Source organism: Bradyrhizobium sp. JR4.1 (assembly GCF_040548605.1).
Lineage (GTDB): Bacteria > Pseudomonadota > Alphaproteobacteria > Rhizobiales > Xanthobacteraceae > Bradyrhizobium > Bradyrhizobium canariense.
This window is the reverse complement of record NZ_JBEPRY010000009.1, coordinates 60061-81578: the sequence shown is the minus strand read 5'-3', so window position 1 is coordinate 81578 and position 21518 is coordinate 60061. Positions and strand designations below refer to the sequence as shown.

Genomic DNA, 21518 nt, shown 5'->3' with positions numbered 1-21518 from the left:
CAAGCGGCCGACGCGCTGGGCGCGTTGGCCGTCGTCCGATAACGGAGGCCGAATCCATGCAGGACCAGATCCTGATCGAAATGAAGGGCGTGCAGAAATGGTACGGCGGGTACCAGGCTCTCCGCAACGTTGATCTCACTGTGCGCCGAGGTGAAAAGATCGTGCTCTGCGGTCCTTCCGGTTCGGGCAAGTCGACGCTGATACGCTGTATCAACCGCCTGGAGGCGATCCAGCAGGGCAGTATCGTGGTGAACGGTCATCGGCTGGACGACAGCATCAAGGCCATCGATGTCGTACGTCAGGACGTCGGCATGGTCTTTCAGAGCTTCAACCTTTTTCCGCATATGACGGTCTTGCAGAACTGCATGCTCGCGCCCATTCGCGCGCGCCGCATCGGCAAGACCGAAGCGGAGGCGACCGCGCGAAAATATCTCGAGCGGGTGCGCATTGGTGAGCAGGCCGAGAAGTATCCGGCTCAACTCTCGGGCGGTCAGCAGCAACGTGTCGCTATCGCGCGTGCTCTCTGCATGCAGCCCAAGGTCATGCTGTTTGATGAACCGACCTCGGCTCTCGATCCGGAAATGGTCAAGGAAGTGCTCGACACGATGATTGGCCTCGCCAACGACGGCATGACCATGATTTGCGTCACCCACGAGATGGGTTTTGCCCGCCAGGTTGCCGACCGTGTCATCTTCATGGCTGAAGGGCAGATCATCGAAGAAGGTGTGCCCGACGCTTTCTTCCGCAATCCGCAGCACGCTCGCACCAAGCAGTTCCTTGGCGAGATCCTAGCCCATCACTGAACGGAGTTTATCCATGAGTCGTCTTGTCTACGTCCTCAACGGGCCAAATCTCAATTTGCTTGGCAAGCGCCAGCCCCACATCTACGGTCACGAAACGCTTGCCGATGTGGAGCGGGATTGCCGGGCGCTGGCCGGGGAGCTTGCTCTGGAGCTACGCTTTCACCAGTCGAACAGAGAATACGAGTTGATCGATTGGGTCCACGAGGCACGCGAGACGGCTGTCGGCATCGTGATGAATCCCGCGGCTTTCACCCATACGTCGGTCGCCATCCTGGATGCTTTGAACACGTTCGAGGGGACAGTGATCGAGGTGCACATTTCCAATGTGCACAAGCGCGAGGAATTCCGCCACCACTCGTTTGTCTCCAAACGAGCTGATGGGGTCATCGCCGGCTTCGGCACTCAGGGTTATCTGCTCGGCTTGCGTCGCGTGGCCAAGCTGCTCGATGAGAAGAACGGATAGAATCGCATGAGTGCACCCATCCGCCTGACGGTCATGGGAGCGGGTCTCATCGGCAAGCGACATATTGAACATATTCTCGCGCGGCCGGAGGCGGTGCTGTCGTCGATCGTCGATCCGACGCCGGCGGCACGAGAGTTGGCGGTTTCGCTGAACGTGAACTGGTTTCCGTGCTTTCGGGACATGCTCTCCGAAAGTCGGCCCGACGGGGTGGTCGTCGCCACCCCCAACCAGATGCACGTGGCGAACGGCATGGATTGTATCGCTGCGGGCATCCCGGCGCTGATCGAGAAACCGTTAGCGGATGATGTCGTTGCTGCACAGGCGTTGGTCGAAGCCTCCGACCGGGCGGGCGTGCCGTTGCTAACCGGCCACCACCGCCGCCACAACCCGATGATCCAGCGCGCCAAGGCGGAGATCGATAGTGGCGGGCTCGGTCAGATCGTATCGGTGCATGGCATGTTCTGGTTGATCAAGCCGGACGATTATTTTGAAGTGTCCTGGCGCCGCGAGAAAGGAGCGGGCCCCATTTTCCTGAATCTCATCCACGATATCGACCTGTTGCGGTATCTGTGCGGCGATATCGTCGCGGTACAGGCTGCCCAATCCAATCAGCTGCGCGGAAATGGCGTTGAAGAGACCGCGGTGGTGATCCTGCATTTCGCCTCCGGCGCGCTGGGAACGGTCAATGTCTCCGATACCATCCAGTCGCCTTGGAGCTGGGAATTCACCGCCGGTGAGAACCCAGCCTACAATCGTACGCAGGAGGCGTGTTACCAGATCGGCGGCACGCGGGCATCGCTGGCTATTCCGCAACTCGATTTATGGCATCATCCGAGCAAGGCCAGTTGGTGGGCGCCGATTGAGCGCGAGCAGCTAAGATATGAGAAGGAAGACCCGCTTGGCCTGCAGATCGCAAATTTCTGTGGTGTTATCTGCGGCACGGCCACGCCTGTGGTGAGTGGGCACGAAGGGCTAAAAACGCTCAGGGTGATCGACGCGGTCAAGCGCGCAGCGGAAACCGGAGATCTCGTGTCGGTTTGATTCGGGCGAGGCACCTGTGTTCTCGCGGCGGGATCCGCGCGAAGATCGCGCTAGTCATGCTCATACTGTTCCGAGAGAAACTGGTTGATCGCGTCGAACGCCTGCAACCGGTTCTTCTCCAGCAGAACCATGTGCGTGCCTTCGCTGATCTCGACCCATCGCCGATATCGCGCCTGTTTCAGTGAGAGGAAGAGGTCCTGTGCCGAGCCGATGGGCACGTCGCGGTCCCATTCGGCGTGGACCAGAAGCACCGGCACGCGAATCTCGCTGGGCTCGTAAAGGGCCTTGCCGGCGGCCCAGTACTCGCGGATGTCCAGGATCGGGCCGTTCACGGCACGCATGAGCGGACGAGCTCCTGCGCTGGCCTGCGGGTCTGTTGCGAGCGAGATGTTCGCCCAGAGTTCGAACCCACCTTCCGGGATGAGACTTGATCGCGCTGCTTCCGGTGCTGCCGAAAGCCAGCGCTCCCTGAAGTCCAGAACAGGGACGTGGCGATAGGCCCCGAGGCGGCCGCCCGCATCGATCGGAGCCGGGCCCTTCAGCAACCACAGTGGCGCGACCAGCGCCAGCTTTACGATCTTGTCGTTATTGCTTGCCGTGTAGGCACCGGCCACAGAGCCGCCCCAGGACATCGCGACCAGATTGAGCCGCGTGATGTTGCGCTGCTTCAGGATGTATTGGACTGCGCTGGCGAGGTCACGCACGCCGACTTCCGTGCGCACAATCGGCTCAGATTCCTCAGGCTGCGCGTCCATTTGGGGCGGACGCGTCGATCCGCCATAGCCGCGCACGTCGAGTGCAAAGACGTCGTAGCCATGCCCGGCGAGATAATCCATGAAGGAGATGCCATCGAGCGGCACATCGAACAGACTTTCCGACGAATAGGTCGCGCCATGCATCATCAGGATGGTTCGCTCGGCGGAAAACGTCTTGAGCGCCGCTGGTCGCTTGTTGCGCAAGTGAAGCGAGATGCCGGCCGTGTCGCTCGGGATCATGAGATCCTCGACCACGATGTCGGGCCTCTCTGCCCGCGCGTAAGTTTGCTGGTCCATGTTCGGTCTCCTTGATCAGAGGAATTGCCAGGCGAAGCGATCGCCGCGGCGGTCGATGCGCCCGACGGACGATTGTGCGAAATGGGTGGTGAAGACGGTTGCGCCAAGCTCGGCTGCGTTCTCGAGGACGGCGGCGCGCGAGCGCAAGGCGGCCTCAGGGAATTCGCAGAAGCAGGAATTGAGCGAAGGCTCATATACCTGGAGTGGATGGTGCATCACGTCGCCGGCAAAAAGCGCCTGCTCGCCGCGGGATACGAGACGGATCGACGCGTGATCGATGCTGTGGCCGGGAGTCGGGATGAAAGAGATGCCCTCAAGGAGCTCGTCGCCATTCACTGCGATGAGCTTGGCAAGGCCGGCCTCGATCACCGGCCGCACGCTGTCGTCATAGACGCGGTCGGCCGGCTTGCGCGCCGCCGGGCCGAGCGCCGGGTCGGGGCGGGCTGCCCCTGTGGGCTCCGTGCCCGCCGCGAGGCTCTCGCCATAGGCCTGCTCGATCCCGGAGAAGACGTAGGTTGCGTTCGGGAATGTCGGAATCCAGCGACCGTTGACCAGGCGCGTGTTCCAGCCGACGTGGTCGGCATGGACATGCGTGAGCAGAACGTAGTCCACCTGTTCCGGGGTGACGCCCGCCGCCGCCAGCCGCGCCAGGAACGGCTCGTTCAGACGATGCAGCGGCGGGATGTCGGGCCTGTTCTTGTCGTTGCCGGTCGCCGTGTCGATCAGGATCGTGTGGTGCGGGGTTTTGACCAGCCAGCTGTGGATGCTTTGAATGAAGGTGCCGGTTGCAGGATCGAACGAGCCCGCCTCGAGCCGGTCGCGATGGCGCTCAAGCGCATCCGGTTCGGCGTCAGGATAGAGGGCGCCGAACTTGAATGCGGCAAGCCGCAATTCATCGATCCGCGTGACGGCTGCATCGCCAACGCGATAGGTTTTCGTCGCTTGCGTCATCAAGGTCCTCCACTCCAGGTCGTGGCTGAGCCGGCCTGATTGCCAGCGCCGCGGTGACCGTGAAGTACGAAGCGCGCCACGCCGCCGGGAGGGCGGTGGGCTCGATAGGTCCCATCGACCCCGTCGATATCGAAAGGCGGTCAGCCCAGCTTTTCAGACCGCCATTTTGGCTCTACCTCTCTCATCGCGGCTCGTTCGGCCGCGATCATGTGCTTTGAACGGAGGAAGACCGATGCCGGATGCGGAACACGGTCCAGGTCGGCTGGCCGACGACACCGATCTCGCCGAGATCGACCTCGGCCTATTGCTCGCCCTGGAGGCTCTGCTGCGCGAGCGGAACGTCACGCGCGCGGCGTCGCGCCTGAACATCGGTCAGCCCGCGCTATCGGCTCGATTGAACCGGCTGCGACAGGTCTTTGCCGACCCCTTGTTCGTGCCCGCGGCGGCGGGCCGCGGTGTGGTGCCGACGACGAGAGCGGTGGAGCTGCAGGCGGAGCTGGCAGACGTGCTCGGCAAGCTCCGTCGCATGGTCGAGGGACCGGCCGTATTCGACCCGGTCCACAGCCAGCGCACCTTTGTCGTTGCCATCCACGAGAATCCAGCCGTGACGCTGGCGCCCGGATTCGTCGCGCGGTTGACGGCCACGGCCGCACGGGCGCGGCTAGCCTTCGTCCATCCGACGCGCGACGTCGTCGATCGGCTTGAACGGGGCGAGATCGACATTCTGGTGACGGGGGCTGACGGGGCACACGGCGATCTGATGCAGCGCCCGCTTTTCGAGGACAGCTTCCTCTCCGCCCAGCGTAAGGGTCATCCCCGCGGCAACGGCGCGCTCGATCTCGATCGCTTTTGTGCGCTCGATCATCTGCTGATCTCTGCCGACGGCGGCGGCTTTTCCGGGCTCGTCGACGACGCGCTGGCTGCGCTGGGCCGTTCGCGACGTGTCGCTGTCTCGATTCAAACCTATGCGCTGGCGCCGGTCATCCTTGCCCACAGCGATTGTATCTGCACTCTACCGCGACGTTTTCTCATGCGATTTTCCCACGAGCTCGATCTCACGCCGCCGCCGCTTGATTTGCCGCCGGCGCGCATCGTTGCGCTGTGGCATCCGCGCAATCAGGAGGACGGAGCTCATGCTTGGCTACGTGAGTGCCTGTACCAGGCGGCCGCCTCCTGATTCGACTTGCCTCAACCGCCACCAAGTCACGCATTTAGGATTGATGATCGTCGGGACCTCTCGATCAGCGGGGTCCCGTGCCACTATTGTCGAGCGGCGATGGCCGTGATCTCGAGTTTGACGCCGGGACCGAGGTCGGCCACGCCGATTGCGGCGCGCGCCGGCAGATGAGCCTCTGCAAAATGCGCCTTCCAGGCCGCATTGAACTCTGGCTTTTCCTTGAGGCTCGCCATGTAGATGGTCACTTGCAAGACGTTGCTCAGATCGGATCCGAGGGTCTTGAGCAACTGCGCCAACTGCCCGAGGACATCGTTGGCCTGGCCCGACATATCGAGGCTCGTGTCCTCGGGGACGATTCCACCGATGTAAAGCACGCCATTGTGCTCGACCACTTCGTGGAGCAGACCTTCGTAAGGCAATTCGCGCTTGATCATGATGGGACCGATGTTGCTGTGTGACGGGCGGGATATTGCACATTTCAATGTCAGTGTCGTCGCAAGAGATCTCGCGCCAAGTCTTGCCGGAAAACGGACCGCACGGCCCTGAATGCAGACGGCTAAAGACGTTGAAAATAAAAGCACAAACTGGTCGAAAAATCGCCGCCGGTCGTCCCTGCGAACGTTCGCCAATCTGTCTTTGCACGAGCGCCCGGCATTTTCGCCGGCCCTGACCCGACGACATCGAAGCGCGGATCGCTATACTGCGACCCGGATTATCGGTGCGGCCGGGACAGTGCCGCGACCGGAACAAGGAATGCGACGATGGACGATACGATTGGCTTCCCCGACCCCGGCCTCGACCTGTCCGACGGCTTCAAGCCGCACACCTCGCATTGGGGCGTGTTCTCGGCACGTCAAGGCGAGGCCGGGCTCGAGGTCAGGGCCTATGCGGGCGATCCCGATCCGAACGGCATCATCGGCAATTTTCCCGGCGCGCTGCGCCATCAGGCGCGCATCACCCAACCTGCGATCCGCCGCGGCTGGCTCGAACGCGGTCCCGGTCCGGACGATCGCCGCGGCCGCGACGAATTCGTCTCCGTCAGCTGGGAGAAGGCGCTCGATCTGCTCGGCGACGAGCTGGCACGCATCCGTGACACGCGCGGCCCCGGCGCGGTGTTCGGCGGCTCCTATGGCTGGTCGAGCGCGGGCCGCTTCCACCACGCCCAGAGCCAGGTGCATCGCTTCCTCAACATCGCCTTGGGCGGATATGTGCGTTCGGTGAACTCCTATTCCTCCGGCGCGTCCTCGGTGCTGCTGCCGCAGATCTTGGCAGGCTACGAGGACATCACCAAGCGCAACGTCACCTGGGAGCAGATCGCGGCCGATACCGACATCGTGCTGGCGTTCGGCGGCATGGCGCTGAAGAACTCGATGGTCGCAGGCGGCTCGATCAGCAAGCATGTCGAGCGCGGCGCGATGGAAGCTGCGCGCCGCCGCGGCTGCGAGTTCGTCCTGGTCAGCCCACTGCGCGAAGACCTGCCCGTCGAGGCCGGCGCCGAATGGATGACGTGCGTGCCCGGCACCGACACCGCGCTGATGCTCGGCATCGTTCATACGCTGGTCGCGGAAAACCTGCACGACCAGGCTTTCCTCGATCGCTACACCGAGGGATGGCCCGTCTTCCTGCGCTATCTCACAGGCGAGAGCGACGGCCAACCCAAGCACGCCGAATGGGCCGCAGCGATCTGCGGCGTCGACGCAAATACGATCCGCACGCTTGCGCGCCGGCTCGCCGGCAAGCGTGCGCTCATTACTGTCTCCCATTCGCTCCAGCGCGCCGAGCATGGCGAGCAGCCGGTGTGGATGGGCATGGTGCTGGCGGCAGCGCTCGGCCAGATCGGCCTCTCCGGCGGCGGCTACGCCTATTCGTTGGGGGCGATCGGCTATTACGGCCGCCGCGTCAACGACGTGCCGGGGCCGACATTGGGGCAGGGCCGCAACGCTGTCCGCGATTTGATTCCGGTGGCGCGCATCGCCGACATGCTGCTCAATCCCGGCGGCACCTATCGCTATAACGGCGAGACGCGCACCTATCCGGATATCCGCCTCGTCTACTGGGCCGGCGGCAATCCCTTCCATCACCACCAGGACATCAATCGCCTGCGCAAGGCGTTTGCGAAAGTCGACACGCTGGTCGTGCACGAACTCGCATGGACTGCTACGGCCCGGCATGCCGACATCGTGCTGCCCTCGACGATGACGCTCGAACGCGAAGACATCGGCTATTCCAGCAACGATCCCCTCATGGTCGCCATGCACCGGATCGCCGAGCCGTTCGGCCTTGCGCGCGACGACTACGAAATATTTGCCGATCTCGCCGACCGTCTCGGCGCGCGCGAACCCTTCACCGAGGGGCGGACGTCACGGCAGTGGCTGGAACATCTTTATGAGCCGACCCGCGCCTCGCTCGAAGCGCGCGGTTTGGAGGCGCCGAGCTTCGAAGAGTTCTGGCGGCGCGGCAGCCTGGTCGTGCCGCAGCAGCCCGACGACGGTGGCCGGCTGCGCCGCTTCCGCGACGATCCCGTCAATCACGCTTTGCCGACGCCGAGCGGTCGCATCGAAATATTCTCTGCCAAGATCGCGGCTCATGGCGATGCGGATTGTCCGGGCCATCCGGTCTGGCTGGAGAAGTCCGATATGCCGAAGCCGGGGGCGCCGTGCTTCCTGGTCGCCAACCAGCCGGTGACGCGTCTGCATAGCCAGCTCGATTTCGGCGGACATTCGCTTCAAAGCAAGCATCGCGGTCGCGAGGTCGCGCGCATGAACCCGCGGGATGCTGACGCGCGCGGGATCAAGCACGGCGACATCATTCGGCTGTTCAACGCGCGCGGCGCCTGTCTCGCCGCAGTCCACGTTACCGACGGCATCGCGCCCGGCGTGGTTCAGCTGCCGACCGGCGCCTGGTACGACCCGATGGACCCCGAAGACGACGCGCCGCTCTGCGTGCACGGCAATCCGAACGTGCTCACCCGCGACGTCGGCACCTCGTCCTTCGCGCAGGGCTGCACCGGCCAGCTCACGACAGTCGAGGTCGAGAAGTTCACCGGCAATCTGCCGCCGATCCGGGCTTTCGATCCGGGGTAGAAAAAAGGGGCCGCCCTGTGTGCGGGCAGGGACGGCCCCGAGTGGCTCGCAGGCCCGGGAGGATGAGGGCGCGAGCGAATGCTTAGGCGGCTGCGCTGATCCAGTCTCTCTCGGTCGAAGGACGACGCGGCGGGAGTGCTTGCACCTCACGCCGTTCGCCCTTGCTGGCGAGGCGCCAGCGTGCCGGGGATTGACCGCTGATACGCTTGAAGACGGTCGAAAAATGCGCCTGCGTGCTGAAGCCGACCGCAAGCGCAATCTCCGCCAGCGGCCGCTCGGTGGTGGCCAGCAGCATCTTGGCATGCTCGATCCGGTGATTGAGCAGATATTCGCGGGGCCGGTAACCGGTCGCGACGCGGAACTGCGCCGCAAAGTGCATTCTGGACAGGCCGGCGACCTTGGCGAGTTCGGACAGGCTGATGCAGCGGTGGAAATGATCGGCAACATATTGCTCGACGCGCCGCAGCCGCCATTTCGGCAAGGCATTGACCTTGGCGCGTGGCAATTCCAGGCGCGCGAGATGCATCGCAAGGGTTTGGCCGATGCAGCGCGTAAACTCGTGGTCCGCGGCGTCTCCAAGTTCGATCAGCGCCTTGGCAAGCTCGGCTGCGAGCGGATCGCGCAACAGGACGAGATCATTCAATCCCTCGGTCCCGGAAGATTGCCCCGGAAAATGATCCGCGGAGATGTGAAAGTGCAGGAAGGCGCATGGCGACTGGAATTGTATGGCGATGGGCTTCGACGGCGCGGTGAGATACAGCGTGCCCGCGGGCATGGTCCCGTCGAAAATGACCTGGCGATCCCGGGTCAGTTTCGCGCGCGTGGTCTTGAGGGCGATGCCGACGAAATAGCGATCCTCAGGGGTGGTCGCTTCGTGCGACGAGGTGCTCCGCGGGTCTTCCCATCGCGAGATCGCGATGTCCTCGGCGGCCACCCCCGCGCGCGGATCGACCTGACGCCATTGACGCTCGCGAATGAGCGCTTGTGTTGCCTGAGGTATCTCGCAATCCCCCGAGGCGCCCGGAAATTCAATCCAGGCATTACTTGCCTGCAAATTGGTCAACATCGTTCGTCCTCTCCGGGCGTTCTCCGCTGTTTGCAACCAGCAAACGCGCAAAGCCCTGCTTTCCATGTTGAGAGGATAGGCGTGAGCTGACCTGCAAGCTCGTTAGTGGTGATTAGGATGTGTTAGTTTTTGTGGGAGCGCATCAGGTGCGGCATCCCGTCTCAGGAAGCGTCCTTTTTGTACAATTTATCAGATATTTGCGCATCCCCGGCCCGACATAGGAGAGCGCCGGACATCGCGTGGAGATCGACGCGCGGCGTGAGTTCCGGGCCTTGCCCCTCGCTGGACCTCGCACTGGCGCCGGGTATAGTCGCGCCGCATTTCGATGGAGCGGCCGTCAGGATGAGTCAGAAGTGACCGAGCTCTCGGCAGGACATGGCCCCCGCAGCAGCGACACCGCGGCGATTCTGGATCTCGATGCCGTCGCGTTCGGGCCATTTTCGCTTCGGTCGCGGCTGCTGGAGAAGGATGGCTTGCCGGTCAGGCTCGGCAGCCGCGCGATGGATATTTTGCGCCTGCTGGTCATTCGCGCCGGCGAAGTGGTCCCGAAGGACGAAATTCTCAGCTATGCGTGGTCCGGACTTTCCGTCGAGGAGGTCAGCCTGCGGGTCCATGTCGCGGAGCTGCGCAAGGTGCTCGGCGATGGAAAGGATGGTGCCCGCTACATCACCAACATCCCGGGCCGGGGCTATTGCTTTGTGGCGCCCGTGCGGCGTGGCGAGCGCGCGGAGCTGGCTGCGCCGCCGTCGCATGCGCCCGGAAGGACCGCGCCGGCACCGCCGCTGCCGCGCCGATTGGACCGGATGGTCGGGCGGGAAGACGCTGTAACCGAGTTGGCGGCCCGCTTGCTCCGCGATCGCTTCGTCACGTTGCGAGGGCCGGGCGGCATCGGTAAGACCACTGTTGCGACCGCGCTCGCGCATGAGATGTGCGATAGCTTCGACGGCAATGTCCATTTTCTCGAATTCGGTCCGCTCAAGGACGCGGCCCTGGTCGCGAGCACGGTTGCCGCCGCCTTGGGCCTCGTCGTGCACCATGATGATCCCTCGGCCAGCATCATCAATTTCCTGCGGGGCCGCCGGCTGCTTCTCGTGCTCGACAGCTGCGAGCACGTCATCGAGGAGGTCGCGCGTCTTGCAGAAAACATCTACCGGGCGGCGCCCGGCATCGTCATCCTCGCAACCAGCCGCGAGTCGCTGCTGGTGGAAGGCGAGCAGATTTTCGAGCTCGTTTCGCTTCCTGGTCCGCCGCAGGGCACCCGCCTCAGCGCCGGCGAGGTGCTGGCTTATCCCGCTGTGCGCCTGTTCGTCGATCGCGCCGTCGCGGCCGGGCATCGCGACGACATCACCGACGAGGATGCCGAAGTCCTGGCCCGGATTTGCGGCAAGCTCGACGGCATCGCACTGGCGATCGAGCTGGCTGCCGCACGCGTCGGTCTCTATGGACTGCGCGAGATGGCGGCACTGCTCGACAATCGGTTGCAGCTCGAATGGCGCGGGCGGCGAACGGCGCCGCCGCGGCAGCAGACGCTCGGTGCGACGCTCGACTGGAGTTTCGGTCTGATCGGCGAGAGCGAGCGGATCGTATTTCAGCGCCTCGCCGTCTTCGCAGGTCACTTCACGTTGAAGGGTGTGATAGCGGTCGCGGCCGGGGCAGAGATGCCGGAGGATCGCGCCGTCGAGGCCCTGGAGCAACTCGTGGTGAAGTCGCTGATTTCCACCCAGCCGGACGGCGCATCGCGGCGCTATCGCCTGCTCGACGCAACGCGCGCCTATGCCCTGCAGAAACTGGCCGATGGCGGACAGCTGGCCGAGATCGCGCGCCGTCACGCTCTCTATGTCCAATGCACGCTCGAAGCGGGCATGAAGGATGAGGGCAGCAATCATGCCTCACGTTTGCAGGAACGCGCGAGCCTGCTCGCCGATGCCCGCGCTGCGCTGCAATGGGCTTATGCCAACGACGAGGGCGCCGGCTTGCGCGTGCCGCTCGCCGGCAGCTGCACAAGGCTCTTCGTCGAACTCAATTTGCTCAACGAGGCGCGCATCTGGTCCGATCGCGCCCTCGCAATCCTCGACGAGGCCGACCGGGGCGGCGCATGGGAACTCGAACTTCAGTCGACGCTCGGTCACGCCTTGATGTTCACCGAGCGCAACAGCGAGCAGGCGGAAGCGGCGCTCAGGCGCGGGCTGGAAATAGCGGAAGCGCTTTCCGATCACGCCAACACATTCAGGTTGTTGTCCCGGCTCAACATGTTCTACCGCCGGACCGGTCGCTATCGGCATCTGGTGCCGACTGCGCTTCACGCCGAGCGGATTGCCCGCGTCATCGGCGATACCGCGGGGATCGCCGGGAGCAAAGCGCTGCTCGGCGTGTCATATCACCTCGCCGGAGACCAGGCCGCGGCGCAAGCCCATCTCGACCAGGGCCTGCGCGACGACGCTGCGCTCCGCGGGACCCAACCCGCGCATTTCGCCTATTCACGCACACCGCAGATTCCGCTTGCGCGCGTGCTATGGCTGCGCGGCTTTCCCGATCGTGCGCTTGAATGCATCCGGCCGCTAGTCGGCGCTTCAGCGCCGCATGACGTGGTCATGCATTGTATCGCATTATGCTGGTCCGCCTCGGTGTTCGGCTGGCTCGGCGACTGGTTGTCAGTTGAGGCCATGACCGATCGCCTGGCCGCGCATGCGAGCATGCACGGACTCGGGCCCTACGAAGCCGTCGCGACGGGTTTTCGAGCGCAGAGCATGATCGCTCGGGGCGAGATCGCCGACGGCGTCGACCTGTTGCGGAGCGCGCTTCCCCGCCTGCATGCCGATCGCTACGAGCTCTACGCCTCAGCGTTCGCCGCGGACCTGTCTCGAGGCTTGGTCACGTTGGGACAATTGACGGAAGGCATTCAGGTTCTTCACGAAACCATTCTGCGGGTCGAGCAGGAAGGCGGCGCCTTCGACATGCCCGAGCTGCTCCGTCTGCGGGGAGAGCTGGAGGCCCATGGCGGCAATCCCGACGCGGCCGAGGCGGATCTTGTCGCATCGATCTCGCTCTCCGAACAGCAGGGCGCGTTGTCCTGGCGGCTGCGAGCCGAGATGTCGCTGGCGCGGCTTCGAGTCCGGCAGCATGTGCAAAATCCGCTCGAACAGCTCGCTCAAACCTATGCCCGGTTCACGGAGGGGTTCGAGACCGCCGATCTCATTGCAGCACGGCGCATGCTGAACGAGCCGGCGGCCCGGTGAAGTTCGAAGCGAATCGCGCGGGCCGCTACTCGAAGACGGCGTCAAAGATCTCGACGTCCATCAGTACGGGCTTGGCGACCACTGTTCCGTCGGGCCGCAGCGTCTGCGCGCGTCGGAGCGTCGGCACCACGATGCCGCCGAAGCTGTCATGGGCCCAGGAGTAGTGTGCGACCTTCATCCCGAACAGATCGTGATCGGCCCGCCGTTGCAACGCGTTGTCGTCGAAATAAAAGATCTGCTCGGGCGCGAGCGTGATCAGGCCCGGAGGGAACTGCGCCCGCAACCGCCGCCATGACTCGTTGTTCTCCTGGCACGGTGGCAGCTCCTCCACCACCACGTCGGGATGGGCGAGCAGGAATGGATTGGTCAGATAATTCCAGATCGCGACGCCGCAGAAGAAGACGAGATGCAGTTCGTCCGCCAGCGTAGGCGAACCGGCCTCGGTGAACGCAACGCTTGGATTGCGCCAGGTCCTGAGGACCTCACCCTCGAGGCTTTCGATCGTGATCGCGTCCGGCTGAAACGAGCCGGAATGTTCCCCTCCGGTGATGCCGGTGAAGCGGACCGACTGCGTGCGGGTCGAGCCCTCCGCCGTCACGTCTTTGAATTCGCTGGCATGTCCGGTGCTGGAGAACAGCGTTCCGGCAACGGAGAGGTGAAGCGTGAACCGGCTCAAGCTATTCCAGCGGGCCATTCCGCCGCTGGCATCAATTACATCGTCAAGAAGCGCCATGTCCCGCCATATCCACCGTGAAGTGCCAGCACCATGGCGGGGCGGATGCGGCTTGGCGTGTTAGAAGTTGTTAGGAGTTGCGAGCGCGCAGCATGGCAGTATCTCATTGAAGATACTCTCAATTCAGCGCGCCCAGGAGCTCCCTGGCGGCGACGAGATCACGGGTCTGGAGGCCCTCTTGGTAGCGCGCGACGAGCGGGGCGAGCAGGGCGCGCGCGTCTCCGGCTTTTCCGGCCTGGCGCCAGAACCGGCCGAGACTGATTGCCCCCCGCAGCTCCCAGCCGAGCGCGCATTGGCGGCGTGACAGATCGAGCGAATCCCGGAAGCAGCTCTCGGCCTCCGCGGCATTGCCCGACCGGGCGAGGATATCGCCCTTGACCCTCAACATCTCGGGCATGTCGAAGGATTCGCCATGATCGGGGATCTCTGCGATGGCATCATTGATGGTCTGCAAGGCTTCGTCGGCCTGGTTCTGCGCCACGAGTCCCTCCGCGAGCGCGGTCGCAAACACCGTCGTCATGATCCGGTGTCGCGTTGCGTACAGCGTGGCCTGGCTGCGGCGGAGGTGCTCGATGCTGGCGGTGACGTCGCCGCGGCGAAGCAGCAGCTCACCCTTCTGGCCGATGCCGACCGCATGATAGGGGCCGAGGAAGTGCCGCGCCGAATGATCGATCAGCCGCTCGATCAGGATTTCCGCATTCGCCAGGTCGCCGACCCAGAGGAACACGTAGATGGTCCAGATCAAGGAAATACCGAGAGTGAGCGGTTGCTCGAGCAGCTCGGCTTCGCGAATGGTGTATCGGGACGCCTCGATCGCACGATCGGGCCGGCCGGTGAGCCAAAGCCCGCGCGCGAGCGCCACCAGTGCGACGATGCGGTCGTCATAGCCGAGATGCCCGATATTCAGCCGCTGCGAGCCGGGATTATGCAACATCGCGCTCTCGCAGAGCTGCACCGCCTTGTCCTGGTTGCCGATTAAATGATGGGCGACGCCCAGCATCCATTCTACGTTCAGCGTGCTGGCGGGATCGTTCAGCTTCCGCGCGACGCTCTCGCCCTGTTCGCCGGTTCCGAGTGCTCCGTGAAAATCCCCGACCCTGGTCAGGTAGATGTGTAATCCGCGCAGCAGCCAGAGCTGCCAGTGCAGATCCTGGAGCTCTCGGGCAAGCTGGAGACTGCGCGCGAATGCCGAGCGGACCGCTTCGGTATTGCCCTGCGTGAACATCGCGGAGACGCCGAGCGCGGCGTGCAAGATCATTTCATTGCGGCCATCCACCGCGCTCGCGTCGAGGGACGCCAGCGCCTGCTGGGTCCAGCGGTAGCATTCCGTCAGCAATGTCAGCTCAAGGAAGAACTGGGCTGCCGAAGCCGCGAGATCCACGCCGATCGTTCGGTCCCCGCCGTCCGAAAAGCTCCAGGTCAGCGCGGCCCGAACATTGGGCAGGTGGTCGGCATAGGGAAGAAAGCCGCCGGCACTCTGCATGCCCGTGGATTTGAGCGCAATGTCGCGCAGGAAATCGCGGAAATATTCGGCGTGGGCGCGTGCGACGCGGTCCGCTTCGCCGTTCTCGACGAGCTTGTCCGCGACGAAGGCACGTGTGGTGTCGAGCAGGCGATAGCGCAGCCGCCGCTCCGCAGGCGAGGTCGCGATCAGCGATTTGGAAAGCAGATTGGAGATCGCCTCAGCGGCTTCCGCCTCGCCGATGCCTTGACAGGATGCGACCGCTAGCGCGGCTTCCAGGGTGAACGGCCCGACGAACGTTGATAATCCGCGCAGCGTTGCGCTTTCGTTTGCCGGCAGCAAATCATAGCTCCAGGCGAGCGCCGCACTCAGGGTGTGGTGCCGCGGCACAGCGGTGCGCCGACCGCGCCATAGCAGCGAGAAACGGCTGTCGAGCAGCGAGGCGGTCCCGGCAATGCCGTAGGCGTTCACACGCCCGGCCGCGAGCTCGATCGCGAGCGCGATGCCGTCCAGCCGACGGCAGATCTCGGCGACGAGCGGCGCATCCTCTTCGCTGAGCTCGAATTCGCTCAGGCTCTCTGCAATGCGTTCCACGAAGAGCTGAGTTGCGGGATAGGCAAGGATGTCGGCGATGCCCAGCCCGTCGCGCTGTGGCGGGCAATCCAGTGGAAACAGCCGATGGACACGCTCACCGTCGGCGCGGAAGGATTCGCGGCTGGTGGCGAGAATATGCAGCCCGCCCGCTTCCCGGACGATGCGTTCGGCCAGGGGGGCGAGATCGTCGAGGATGTGCTCGCAACTGTCGAAGACCAGCAGCATCCGCCGGCTGCGCAGGAATGTCAGCAACCCCGGCATCGGGTCGTCGGAATTGACTGTCAGGCCCAGCGCGGCCGCAATCGTTCCCGCAACGAGCCGCGTCTCCCTGAGTGCGCCGAAATCGACAAAACACACCTGGCCGTCGAAGGCCTGGAGCTCGCGATGCGCCACGGCCAGTGCGACCGAGGTCTTGCCGATCCCGCCGGGGCCGACGATCGTGACGAAGCGATGCAAGGCAAGCTCGGCGGAAATTCTCGCGACCGCATCGTCCCGCCCGATCATCTTCGCGAGCGGCGAGGGCAGCGAGCGCGGCGCAGCAACGGGCAGGCTGGTCCGTTTCTCCGATGGGGCAGCCCGGAGCAGCGCGGCCGTGAAGCAATAACCCCGCCCGGGGACGTTGACGACGTAGCGGGAGCCTTCGCCCGGATCGCCCAACGCCTTGCGCAGTGTCGTGATGTGAAAGCGCAGGCTGCCTTCGTCCACATTCACGTCGGCCCAGACGCGCCGGATCAACTCACGCTTGTCCACGACCTCCCCGGCGCGCTCGGCCAGAAAAACGAGAATATCGAGCGCACGGCCGCCGAGGTGAACCGGGGCGCCGTCCTTCTCGAGCAGCCGCGTCTTTGCGAACAGCCGGAATGGCCCGAAAGCAATGGCCGACTCCTGGTCGTTAGTGTCCGGCACGGGCCAATCATTCCAGTGAGAGCTGAACTCTGCACTTTGATTTAGCAGAAGGGAACCCCGAGTAAACTGGGCGAAAGTGGCGAAATCGCGTGGGGCGCCGGCAATTGGCCGTCGCGCGCGACGATCCGTCGCAAATTGTACTCAAACGCGAGCATCTTGCGAAGCGATAGGGGCAGCCCGGCGGCGCGCTTGACCGCCCAGCTCACGGCTTGGAGTCCCCGTCGTCGCACCGCCATCATAACAAAATCTTGCAACGTCTAACGAGCAATGCACGCGAACTGCATCCAGTATCCGTTCCGAATTTGGCGTTAATTCCAACGGGGAGGCTACGATGTCCGGTATCAATGCTCGGCCGAATGACGACGTCGTTCGATCTCAATTTGTGGCAAGTTTGGACGATCCGTCGCGTGACTGGGAGCTCGTGCTACGGGAATCCCACCATCGGATGAAGAACACGCTGACGATACTTGGTGCGTCAGTCCGCCGCGATTTCACGCGGACGGGTACCAGGGACGTATCGCTTGCAGCGGACCGGCTCGAGCGGCGCATCGTCGCCTTCGGCAGGCTCTATCAACTCTTGTCCGACAATGACGATCATACGGCGATCCCGGTGGCGGCCTTCTTCGAAAATTTGTGCGGAGCGATTTCCGAGGCCGTGCTGGAGCCGGCGGGCATCCGCTGCGAGGCGGCGATCGAAAGCGGCACGCTGCCGGCCTCGCAATGCCATCGGCTTGCGCTGATGCTGACGGAGCTGGTGACGAATGCGGCCAAGCACGCCTTCCCGAACAGGAACGATGCACTGATCTGCATCGAGATGGCCAATCGCGACGGCGCCTGGTTCTGCACCGTAACTGACAACGGGATCGGTGCGACCGGGCCGCTTCAGGGCACCGGCAGCCGGATTCTCGAAGGACTCGCGCGCAGCATTCACGCCCGGCTGCAGGGCGAGGCGGGAGAAGACGGCACACGTGTAACCATCGTGATGCCGATCGCAGCTGCTTGAAGTTCGTCTTCGATCCAACCCAGGGAGTTAGACATGGCCACTACCGAAATCGACCGCGACGCCGCGGCCAAGTCTTCTAAGAACCCTTCCAACAAGTCTGCGAGCAAGCCTTCGACATCGCCTAGAATTGATCAGAGGCTCGAGGTGATCGTGATCCCCGTGTCCGATGTCGATCGCGCCAAGGCCTTCTACGCGCGTCTCGGTTGGCGACTTGACGCCGATTTTGCCTCCGGCAATGACTGGCGCGTGATCCAGTTCACGCCGCCAGGCTCGGCCTGCTCGGTGATCTTCGGCAGGAACGTGACCGCGGCAGCGCCGGGCTCGGCGCGAGGCTTGTACCTGATCGTCTCCGATCTGGAGGCGGCGCGAAAGGATCTGCTCGGCCGCGGCATCGAGGTCAGCGCTCCATTCCATGGTGCCGGCGATGTCCACGCCGGAACCGACGAGCCTTATCTCTCCGGCAGCGTTCGGGTTAGCGGTGCTGACCCGAAGCGCGGCAGCTACGGCTCATTTGCCTCGTTCAGCGATCCCGACGGCAATGGCTGGCTGTTCCAGGAGGTCACGACGCGATTGCCGGGACGGATCGCGGGCGACGGCACGACATTCGCTTCGCAGGCTGCGCTGGCCGCAGCACTGCGCCGCGCGGCGGTGGCACATGGCGAGCACGAAAAGGGGACCGGCGGGCACGATGAGAACTGGGCCGATTGGTATGCCGACTATATCGTCCGCGAGCAAGCGGGCCAGCCGCTGCCATCCTGAGCTGGACGGCGGCTTCTCGACTGATGCAAGCCGACGCGGCGCGCGATGACTGAGCTCATCGCGCGCCGTGTTGCTTTGGCGGCGACCATCGTGGATCGCCGCTTGCTCTGCTCGGCGTCGCGCGGCTCGCAACGGCTAACGCGGTCTAACAACCCATAACGAGCAAATTGCCAGGGCCTGCGCCAATCTCTCTGCATGACGAACCGAGGCGTTGATGTCGAATTCGGTCAGCGTCACCGACCAAAGCCAGGGAGATCGAACATGACCACGCAAGCACGTATCGACATTCTCAATCCAGACCGCCGTCAACTGTTGAGCCAGGCCGCGATGACCGCGGTTGCCGCAAGCGTATCGAGCCTGTTGCCGCTGCATTCCGCCAAGGCTGGCGTGAGTGGGGCGGTTCGCCCGTTCCACGTCAGCGTGCCCGAGCAGGATCTGGTCGATCTTCGCCGCCGCCTCGGGGCGACGCGCTGGCCGGATCGTGAGATCGTTGCCGATCAATCGCAGGGCGTGCAGCTGACGACGGTGCAGCAGCTCGTGAGCTATTGGCAGAACGACTACGACTGGCGCAAGATGGAGGCGCGGCTCAATGCCTTGCCACAATTCGTCACCGAGATCGACGGCGTCGACATCCACTTCATTCACGTCCGCTCGCGTCACGAAAACGCGCTGCCGATGATCGTCACGCATGGCTGGCCCGGTTCGATCATCGAGCAGATGAAAATCGTCGGCCCGCTCACCGACCCCACCGCACACGGCGCGACGGCGGCGGACGCCTTTGATCTTGTGATCCCCTCGCTGCCCGGTCACGGTTTTTCCGGCAAGCCGACGGAGCTGGGCTGGGACCCCCAGCGCGTGGCGCGCGCCTGGATCGTGCTGATGAAGCGGCTCGGCTACAACCGCTATGTCGCGCAAGGCGGCGATTGGGGCAATGCCGTGACGGAGCAGATGGCGGTGATCGCGCCGCCGGAACTGCTCGGCATCCATACCAACATGCCCGCGACCGTTCCGGACGACATCGCCAAGGCGCTTCAGCCCGGCGGATCGCGGCCGTCGAACCTCTCGGCCGACGAGCGCTACGCTTACGATCAGCTCGATGATTTCTACAAGCACGGTCTCGGCTACGCCATCGAGATGTCGAACCGGCCGCAGACGCTCTATGGCCTGGTGGATTCGCCGGCGGGCCTCGCGTCCTGGATGCTCGACCACGATGCGCGCAGCACCGCGATGATCGCCCGGGTGTTCGACGGCAAGACGGAAGGGCTGTCGCGCGATGACGTGATCGACAACATCACGCTCTATTGGCTCACCAACACCGCGGTGTCCTCGGCGCGGCTGTACTGGGAGAACAAGCTGGTGTTCTTCGAGCCCAAGCACATCAAGATCCCGGTCGCCGTCAGCGTCTTCCCGGACGAGATCTACGCCGCGCCGCGCAGCTGGACCGAGAAGGCCTATCCGAAGCTGATGCACTACAACCGCCTCGACAAGGGCGGCCACTTCGCCGCCTGGGAGCAGCCCGCGCTGTTCTCCGCGGAAATGCGCGCCGCCTTCCGACCGCTGCGTCAGTCGATCTGAGACCTGCGGGGACGCGCACTTCCGCGCGTTCCCTTCTTTCCCCACAGAGAGGAATGCAATCATGAACCGCCCCGAACGCAATTTCACGACGGACCAAATCCGCTTGGAACGTCGCCTGCCGTCGTACTGGCGCGTCACCTTCGACATGCCCCCGGTCAATATCTTCGGCCCCAAGCAGCTTCCGCTTCTCGACGACGTCGTCACGGCGATCGAGACCGATCCTGAGGTAAAGGTCGTGGTGTTCGACAGCGCCGTCGACGGCTTCTTCATCACGCATTACGACTTCCTCGCGCCGCTGGAGGATTCGCTTCGTATCCCGCCCGGGCCGACCGGCCTGCAGGCACTGCCCGACATGCTGGTGCGTCTCAGCCGCGCGCCCGTTGTTTCGATTGCCTCGATCAGGGGCCGCGCGACCGGCGTCGGCAGCGAGCTGGCGCTCGCGAGTGATATGCGCTTTGCCAGCCGCGAAAAGGCGATTCTGTCGCAATGGGAGGTGGGTGCGGGCCTGGTGCCCGGCGGCGGGCCGATGGCGCGGTTGCCGCGCCTGATGGGCCGCGGCCGCGCGCTCGAAGTTCTGCTCGGCGCCGATGACATCCACGGCGATCTCGCCGAACGTTACGGCTACGTGAACCGGTCTTTGCCTGATGCCGAGCTCGACAGCTTCGTCGAGGCGCTGGCCATGCGCATCGCGTCCTTCGACAAGGAGGCGATTGCCGAGACCAAGCGCCTCGTCGACGTCGCGAGCCTGCCGCCGGATGTCGAGATCAAGCCGGAATGGGACGCGTTCCTGGCCTCGCTCAGCCGCCCCGCGAGTCAGACCCGCATCAAGGCGCTGATGTCGCGCGGCTTCCACCGCGCCGGTGACGTCGAGAACCGGCTCGGCTTCCACGTCGGACAGATCGGTAACTAGAGCGTTTTCGAGCAAAGTGGATACCGGTTCGCGTGAAGAAAACGCGTCAAAGCAAGAATCAAGTCCCGTTCGGAACGGGACTTGACGGAACCGCTGCGGCGCTCGGCCGGTTGGAATTGGCGACAGGCGGTCGTGCCAATGTCGCTTTCCTTCGGTACCGAGCGCCGGTGCTAAAAAATCAACCAGGAGAATTGAGATGATCCGCAAGGCAACAGCAGTCTGGAAGGGCACCGGTCGGGACGGGACCGGTCAGCTATCGAGCGAATCCGGCGTGCTCGCTGCGACGCCCTATTCCTTCAAGACCCGCTTCGAGAACGAGAAGGGCACCAATCCCGAGGAGTTGATCGCTGCGGCCCATGCCGGTTGCTTTACCATGGCGCTGGCCTTCGGCCTGCAACTCGCCGGCTTCACGCCGGACGAACTCTCGACGGAAGCCGCGGTCACGCTCGAGCCGGAAGGCAAGGGTTTCAAGATCAGCAAATCGGCGCTGACCTTGCGTGCCAAGGTGCCGAACCTCGACGATGCCGGCTTCGCCCGCATCGCCGGCGAGGCCGAGAAGAACTGCCCGGTGTCGAAAGTGCTCAACGCCGCAATCACGCTCGACGCTAAACTGACGTAGGGCGCGCTCTCATTGTGTCTCCATCCGGTTCTGGAAGCTTGCGCCTCGCGAGAGGAGCTGGATGGACAAATGCCTGGCTTTCGGC

At 64.0% G+C, this 21518-nt stretch carries 17 protein-coding genes; 11 read left to right on the top strand and 6 right to left on the bottom strand.

What is annotated here, in order from left to right; translation table 11 throughout:
* Window positions 1-56 precede the first annotated feature (56 nt).
* The 3 genes from ABIB90_RS19525 to ABIB90_RS19515 are packed head-to-tail and all read left to right on the top strand — an operon-like array spanning window position 57 to window position 2307.
* Window positions 57-803 (top strand): amino acid ABC transporter ATP-binding protein, encoded by a 747-nt coding sequence (locus ABIB90_RS19525; protein WP_219683109.1) that lies wholly within the window; start codon window positions 57-59, stop codon window positions 801-803.
* A 13-nt stretch (window positions 804-816) separates the two neighbouring features.
* Window positions 817-1266: a type II 3-dehydroquinate dehydratase gene (aroQ, locus tag ABIB90_RS19520; RefSeq protein ID WP_354201226.1), complete on the top strand. Its 450-nt coding sequence runs from the start codon at window positions 817-819 to the stop codon at window positions 1264-1266.
* Between the two features lie 6 nt (window positions 1267-1272).
* Window positions 1273-2307, top strand: coding sequence for a Gfo/Idh/MocA family protein (locus ABIB90_RS19515; protein ID WP_354201225.1), 1035 nt, complete (start codon window positions 1273-1275; stop codon window positions 2305-2307).
* A 50-nt stretch (window positions 2308-2357) separates the two neighbouring features.
* Here the strand turns inward: ABIB90_RS19515 and ABIB90_RS19510 are convergent, their stop codons facing one another.
* Both ABIB90_RS19510 and ABIB90_RS19505 read right to left on the bottom strand, forming a co-directional pair.
* Window positions 2358-3359, bottom strand: coding sequence for an alpha/beta hydrolase (locus tag ABIB90_RS19510; RefSeq protein ID WP_354201224.1), 1002 nt, complete (start codon window positions 3357-3359; stop codon window positions 2358-2360).
* A 15-nt stretch (window positions 3360-3374) separates the two neighbouring features.
* Window positions 3375-4310 (bottom strand): MBL fold metallo-hydrolase, encoded by a 936-nt coding sequence (locus ABIB90_RS19505; RefSeq protein ID WP_354201223.1) that lies wholly within the window; start codon window positions 4308-4310, stop codon window positions 3375-3377.
* Window positions 4311-4542: 232 nt separating this feature from the next.
* Here ABIB90_RS19505 and ABIB90_RS19500 point away from each other — a divergent pair, with 232 nt between their 5' ends.
* Window positions 4543-5487 carry a LysR substrate-binding domain-containing protein gene (locus ABIB90_RS19500; RefSeq protein ID WP_354201222.1) on the top strand — a complete coding sequence of 315 codons (945 nt, stop codon included), beginning with the start codon at window positions 4543-4545 and terminating at the stop codon, window positions 5485-5487.
* An 83-nt stretch (window positions 5488-5570) separates the two neighbouring features.
* Here the strand turns inward: ABIB90_RS19500 and ABIB90_RS19495 are convergent, their stop codons facing one another.
* A complete protein-coding gene (locus tag ABIB90_RS19495) occupies window positions 5571-5921 on the bottom strand; it encodes a RidA family protein (RefSeq protein WP_354201221.1) in 351 nt (116 codons plus the stop codon).
* A gap of 327 nt (window positions 5922-6248) precedes the next feature.
* Here ABIB90_RS19495 and ABIB90_RS19490 point away from each other — a divergent pair, with 327 nt between their 5' ends.
* Window positions 6249-8570: a molybdopterin guanine dinucleotide-containing S/N-oxide reductase gene (locus ABIB90_RS19490; protein WP_354201220.1), complete on the top strand. Its 2322-nt coding sequence runs from the start codon at window positions 6249-6251 to the stop codon at window positions 8568-8570.
* 82 nt (window positions 8571-8652) lie between these two features.
* On the opposite strand, the gene ABIB90_RS19485 is transcribed toward ABIB90_RS19490, so the two are convergent.
* Complete coding sequence (locus tag ABIB90_RS19485; protein WP_354201219.1) at window positions 8653-9636, bottom strand: helix-turn-helix domain-containing protein; 984 nt, start codon at window positions 9634-9636, stop codon at window positions 8653-8655.
* Between the two features lie 353 nt (window positions 9637-9989).
* Between ABIB90_RS19485 and ABIB90_RS19480 the strand changes: the two genes are divergently transcribed.
* The gene (locus ABIB90_RS19480) at window positions 9990-12872 is read left to right on the top strand and encodes an ATP-binding protein (RefSeq protein WP_354201218.1); all 2883 of its coding nucleotides are present in this window, start codon (window positions 9990-9992) and stop codon (window positions 12870-12872) included.
* A 25-nt stretch (window positions 12873-12897) separates the two neighbouring features.
* On the opposite strand, the gene ABIB90_RS19475 is transcribed toward ABIB90_RS19480, so the two are convergent.
* On the bottom strand, window positions 12898-13605 hold the full coding sequence (locus ABIB90_RS19475; protein WP_354201216.1) for a hypothetical protein: 708 nt from the start codon (window positions 13603-13605) through the stop codon (window positions 12898-12900).
* Window positions 13606-13723: 118 nt separating this feature from the next.
* Window positions 13724-16567, bottom strand: a complete 2844-nt coding sequence (locus tag ABIB90_RS19470) for an ATP-binding protein (RefSeq protein ID WP_354201215.1) — start codon at window positions 16565-16567, stop codon at window positions 13724-13726.
* A 331-nt stretch (window positions 16568-16898) separates the two neighbouring features.
* Between ABIB90_RS19470 and ABIB90_RS19465 the strand changes: the two genes are divergently transcribed.
* The 5 genes from ABIB90_RS19465 to ABIB90_RS19445 all read left to right on the top strand — a co-directional run bounded on the left by ABIB90_RS19465 (window position 16899) and on the right by ABIB90_RS19445 (window position 21433).
* A complete protein-coding gene (locus tag ABIB90_RS19465; RefSeq protein WP_354201214.1) occupies window positions 16899-17570 on the top strand; it encodes a sensor histidine kinase in 672 nt (223 codons plus the stop codon).
* 33 nt (window positions 17571-17603) lie between these two features.
* Window positions 17604-18329 carry a VOC family protein gene (locus ABIB90_RS19460; RefSeq protein ID WP_007601285.1) on the top strand — a complete coding sequence of 242 codons (726 nt, stop codon included), beginning with the start codon at window positions 17604-17606 and terminating at the stop codon, window positions 18327-18329.
* A 261-nt stretch (window positions 18330-18590) separates the two neighbouring features.
* Window positions 18591-19904: an epoxide hydrolase family protein gene (locus ABIB90_RS19455; protein WP_354201213.1), complete on the top strand. Its 1314-nt coding sequence runs from the start codon at window positions 18591-18593 to the stop codon at window positions 19902-19904.
* Window positions 19905-19965: 61 nt separating this feature from the next.
* Window positions 19966-20814 (top strand): enoyl-CoA hydratase/isomerase family protein, encoded by an 849-nt coding sequence (locus tag ABIB90_RS19450; RefSeq protein WP_354201212.1) that lies wholly within the window; start codon window positions 19966-19968, stop codon window positions 20812-20814.
* Window positions 20815-21010: 196 nt separating this feature from the next.
* On the top strand, window positions 21011-21433 hold the full coding sequence (locus ABIB90_RS19445) for an OsmC family protein (RefSeq protein ID WP_007601290.1): 423 nt from the start codon (window positions 21011-21013) through the stop codon (window positions 21431-21433).
* The last annotated feature ends 85 nt before the right edge of the window (window positions 21434-21518 follow it).

Bases quoted from the DNA above. Each gene is read 5' to 3' on its own strand.
- ABIB90_RS19525 (WP_219683109.1), top strand. From the start codon at position 57: ATGCAGGACCAGATCCTGATCGAAATGAAGGGCGTGCAGAAATGGTAC.
- aroQ (WP_354201226.1), top strand. From the start codon at position 817: ATGAGTCGTCTTGTCTACGTCCTCAACGGGCCAAATCTCAATTTGCTT.
- ABIB90_RS19515 (WP_354201225.1), top strand. From the start codon at position 1,273: ATGAGTGCACCCATCCGCCTGACGGTCATGGGAGCGGGTCTCATCGGC.
- ABIB90_RS19510 (WP_354201224.1), bottom strand. From the start codon at position 3,359: ATGGACCAGCAAACTTACGCGCGGGCAGAGAGGCCCGACATCGTGGTC.
- ABIB90_RS19505 (WP_354201223.1), bottom strand. From the start codon at position 4,310: ATGACGCAAGCGACGAAAACCTATCGCGTTGGCGATGCAGCCGTCACG.
- ABIB90_RS19500 (WP_354201222.1), top strand. From the start codon at position 4,543: ATGCCGGATGCGGAACACGGTCCAGGTCGGCTGGCCGACGACACCGAT.
- ABIB90_RS19495 (WP_354201221.1), bottom strand. From the start codon at position 5,921: ATGATCAAGCGCGAATTGCCTTACGAAGGTCTGCTCCACGAAGTGGTC.
- ABIB90_RS19490 (WP_354201220.1), top strand. From the start codon at position 6,249: ATGGACGATACGATTGGCTTCCCCGACCCCGGCCTCGACCTGTCCGAC.
- ABIB90_RS19485 (WP_354201219.1), bottom strand. From the start codon at position 9,636: ATGTTGACCAATTTGCAGGCAAGTAATGCCTGGATTGAATTTCCGGGC.
- ABIB90_RS19475 (WP_354201216.1), bottom strand. From the start codon at position 13,605: ATGGCGCTTCTTGACGATGTAATTGATGCCAGCGGCGGAATGGCCCGC.
- ABIB90_RS19465 (WP_354201214.1), top strand. From the start codon at position 16,899: ATGTCCGGTATCAATGCTCGGCCGAATGACGACGTCGTTCGATCTCAA.
- ABIB90_RS19460 (WP_007601285.1), top strand. From the start codon at position 17,604: ATGGCCACTACCGAAATCGACCGCGACGCCGCGGCCAAGTCTTCTAAG.
- ABIB90_RS19455 (WP_354201213.1), top strand. From the start codon at position 18,591: ATGACCACGCAAGCACGTATCGACATTCTCAATCCAGACCGCCGTCAA.
- ABIB90_RS19450 (WP_354201212.1), top strand. From the start codon at position 19,966: ATGAACCGCCCCGAACGCAATTTCACGACGGACCAAATCCGCTTGGAA.
- ABIB90_RS19445 (WP_007601290.1), top strand. From the start codon at position 21,011: ATGATCCGCAAGGCAACAGCAGTCTGGAAGGGCACCGGTCGGGACGGG.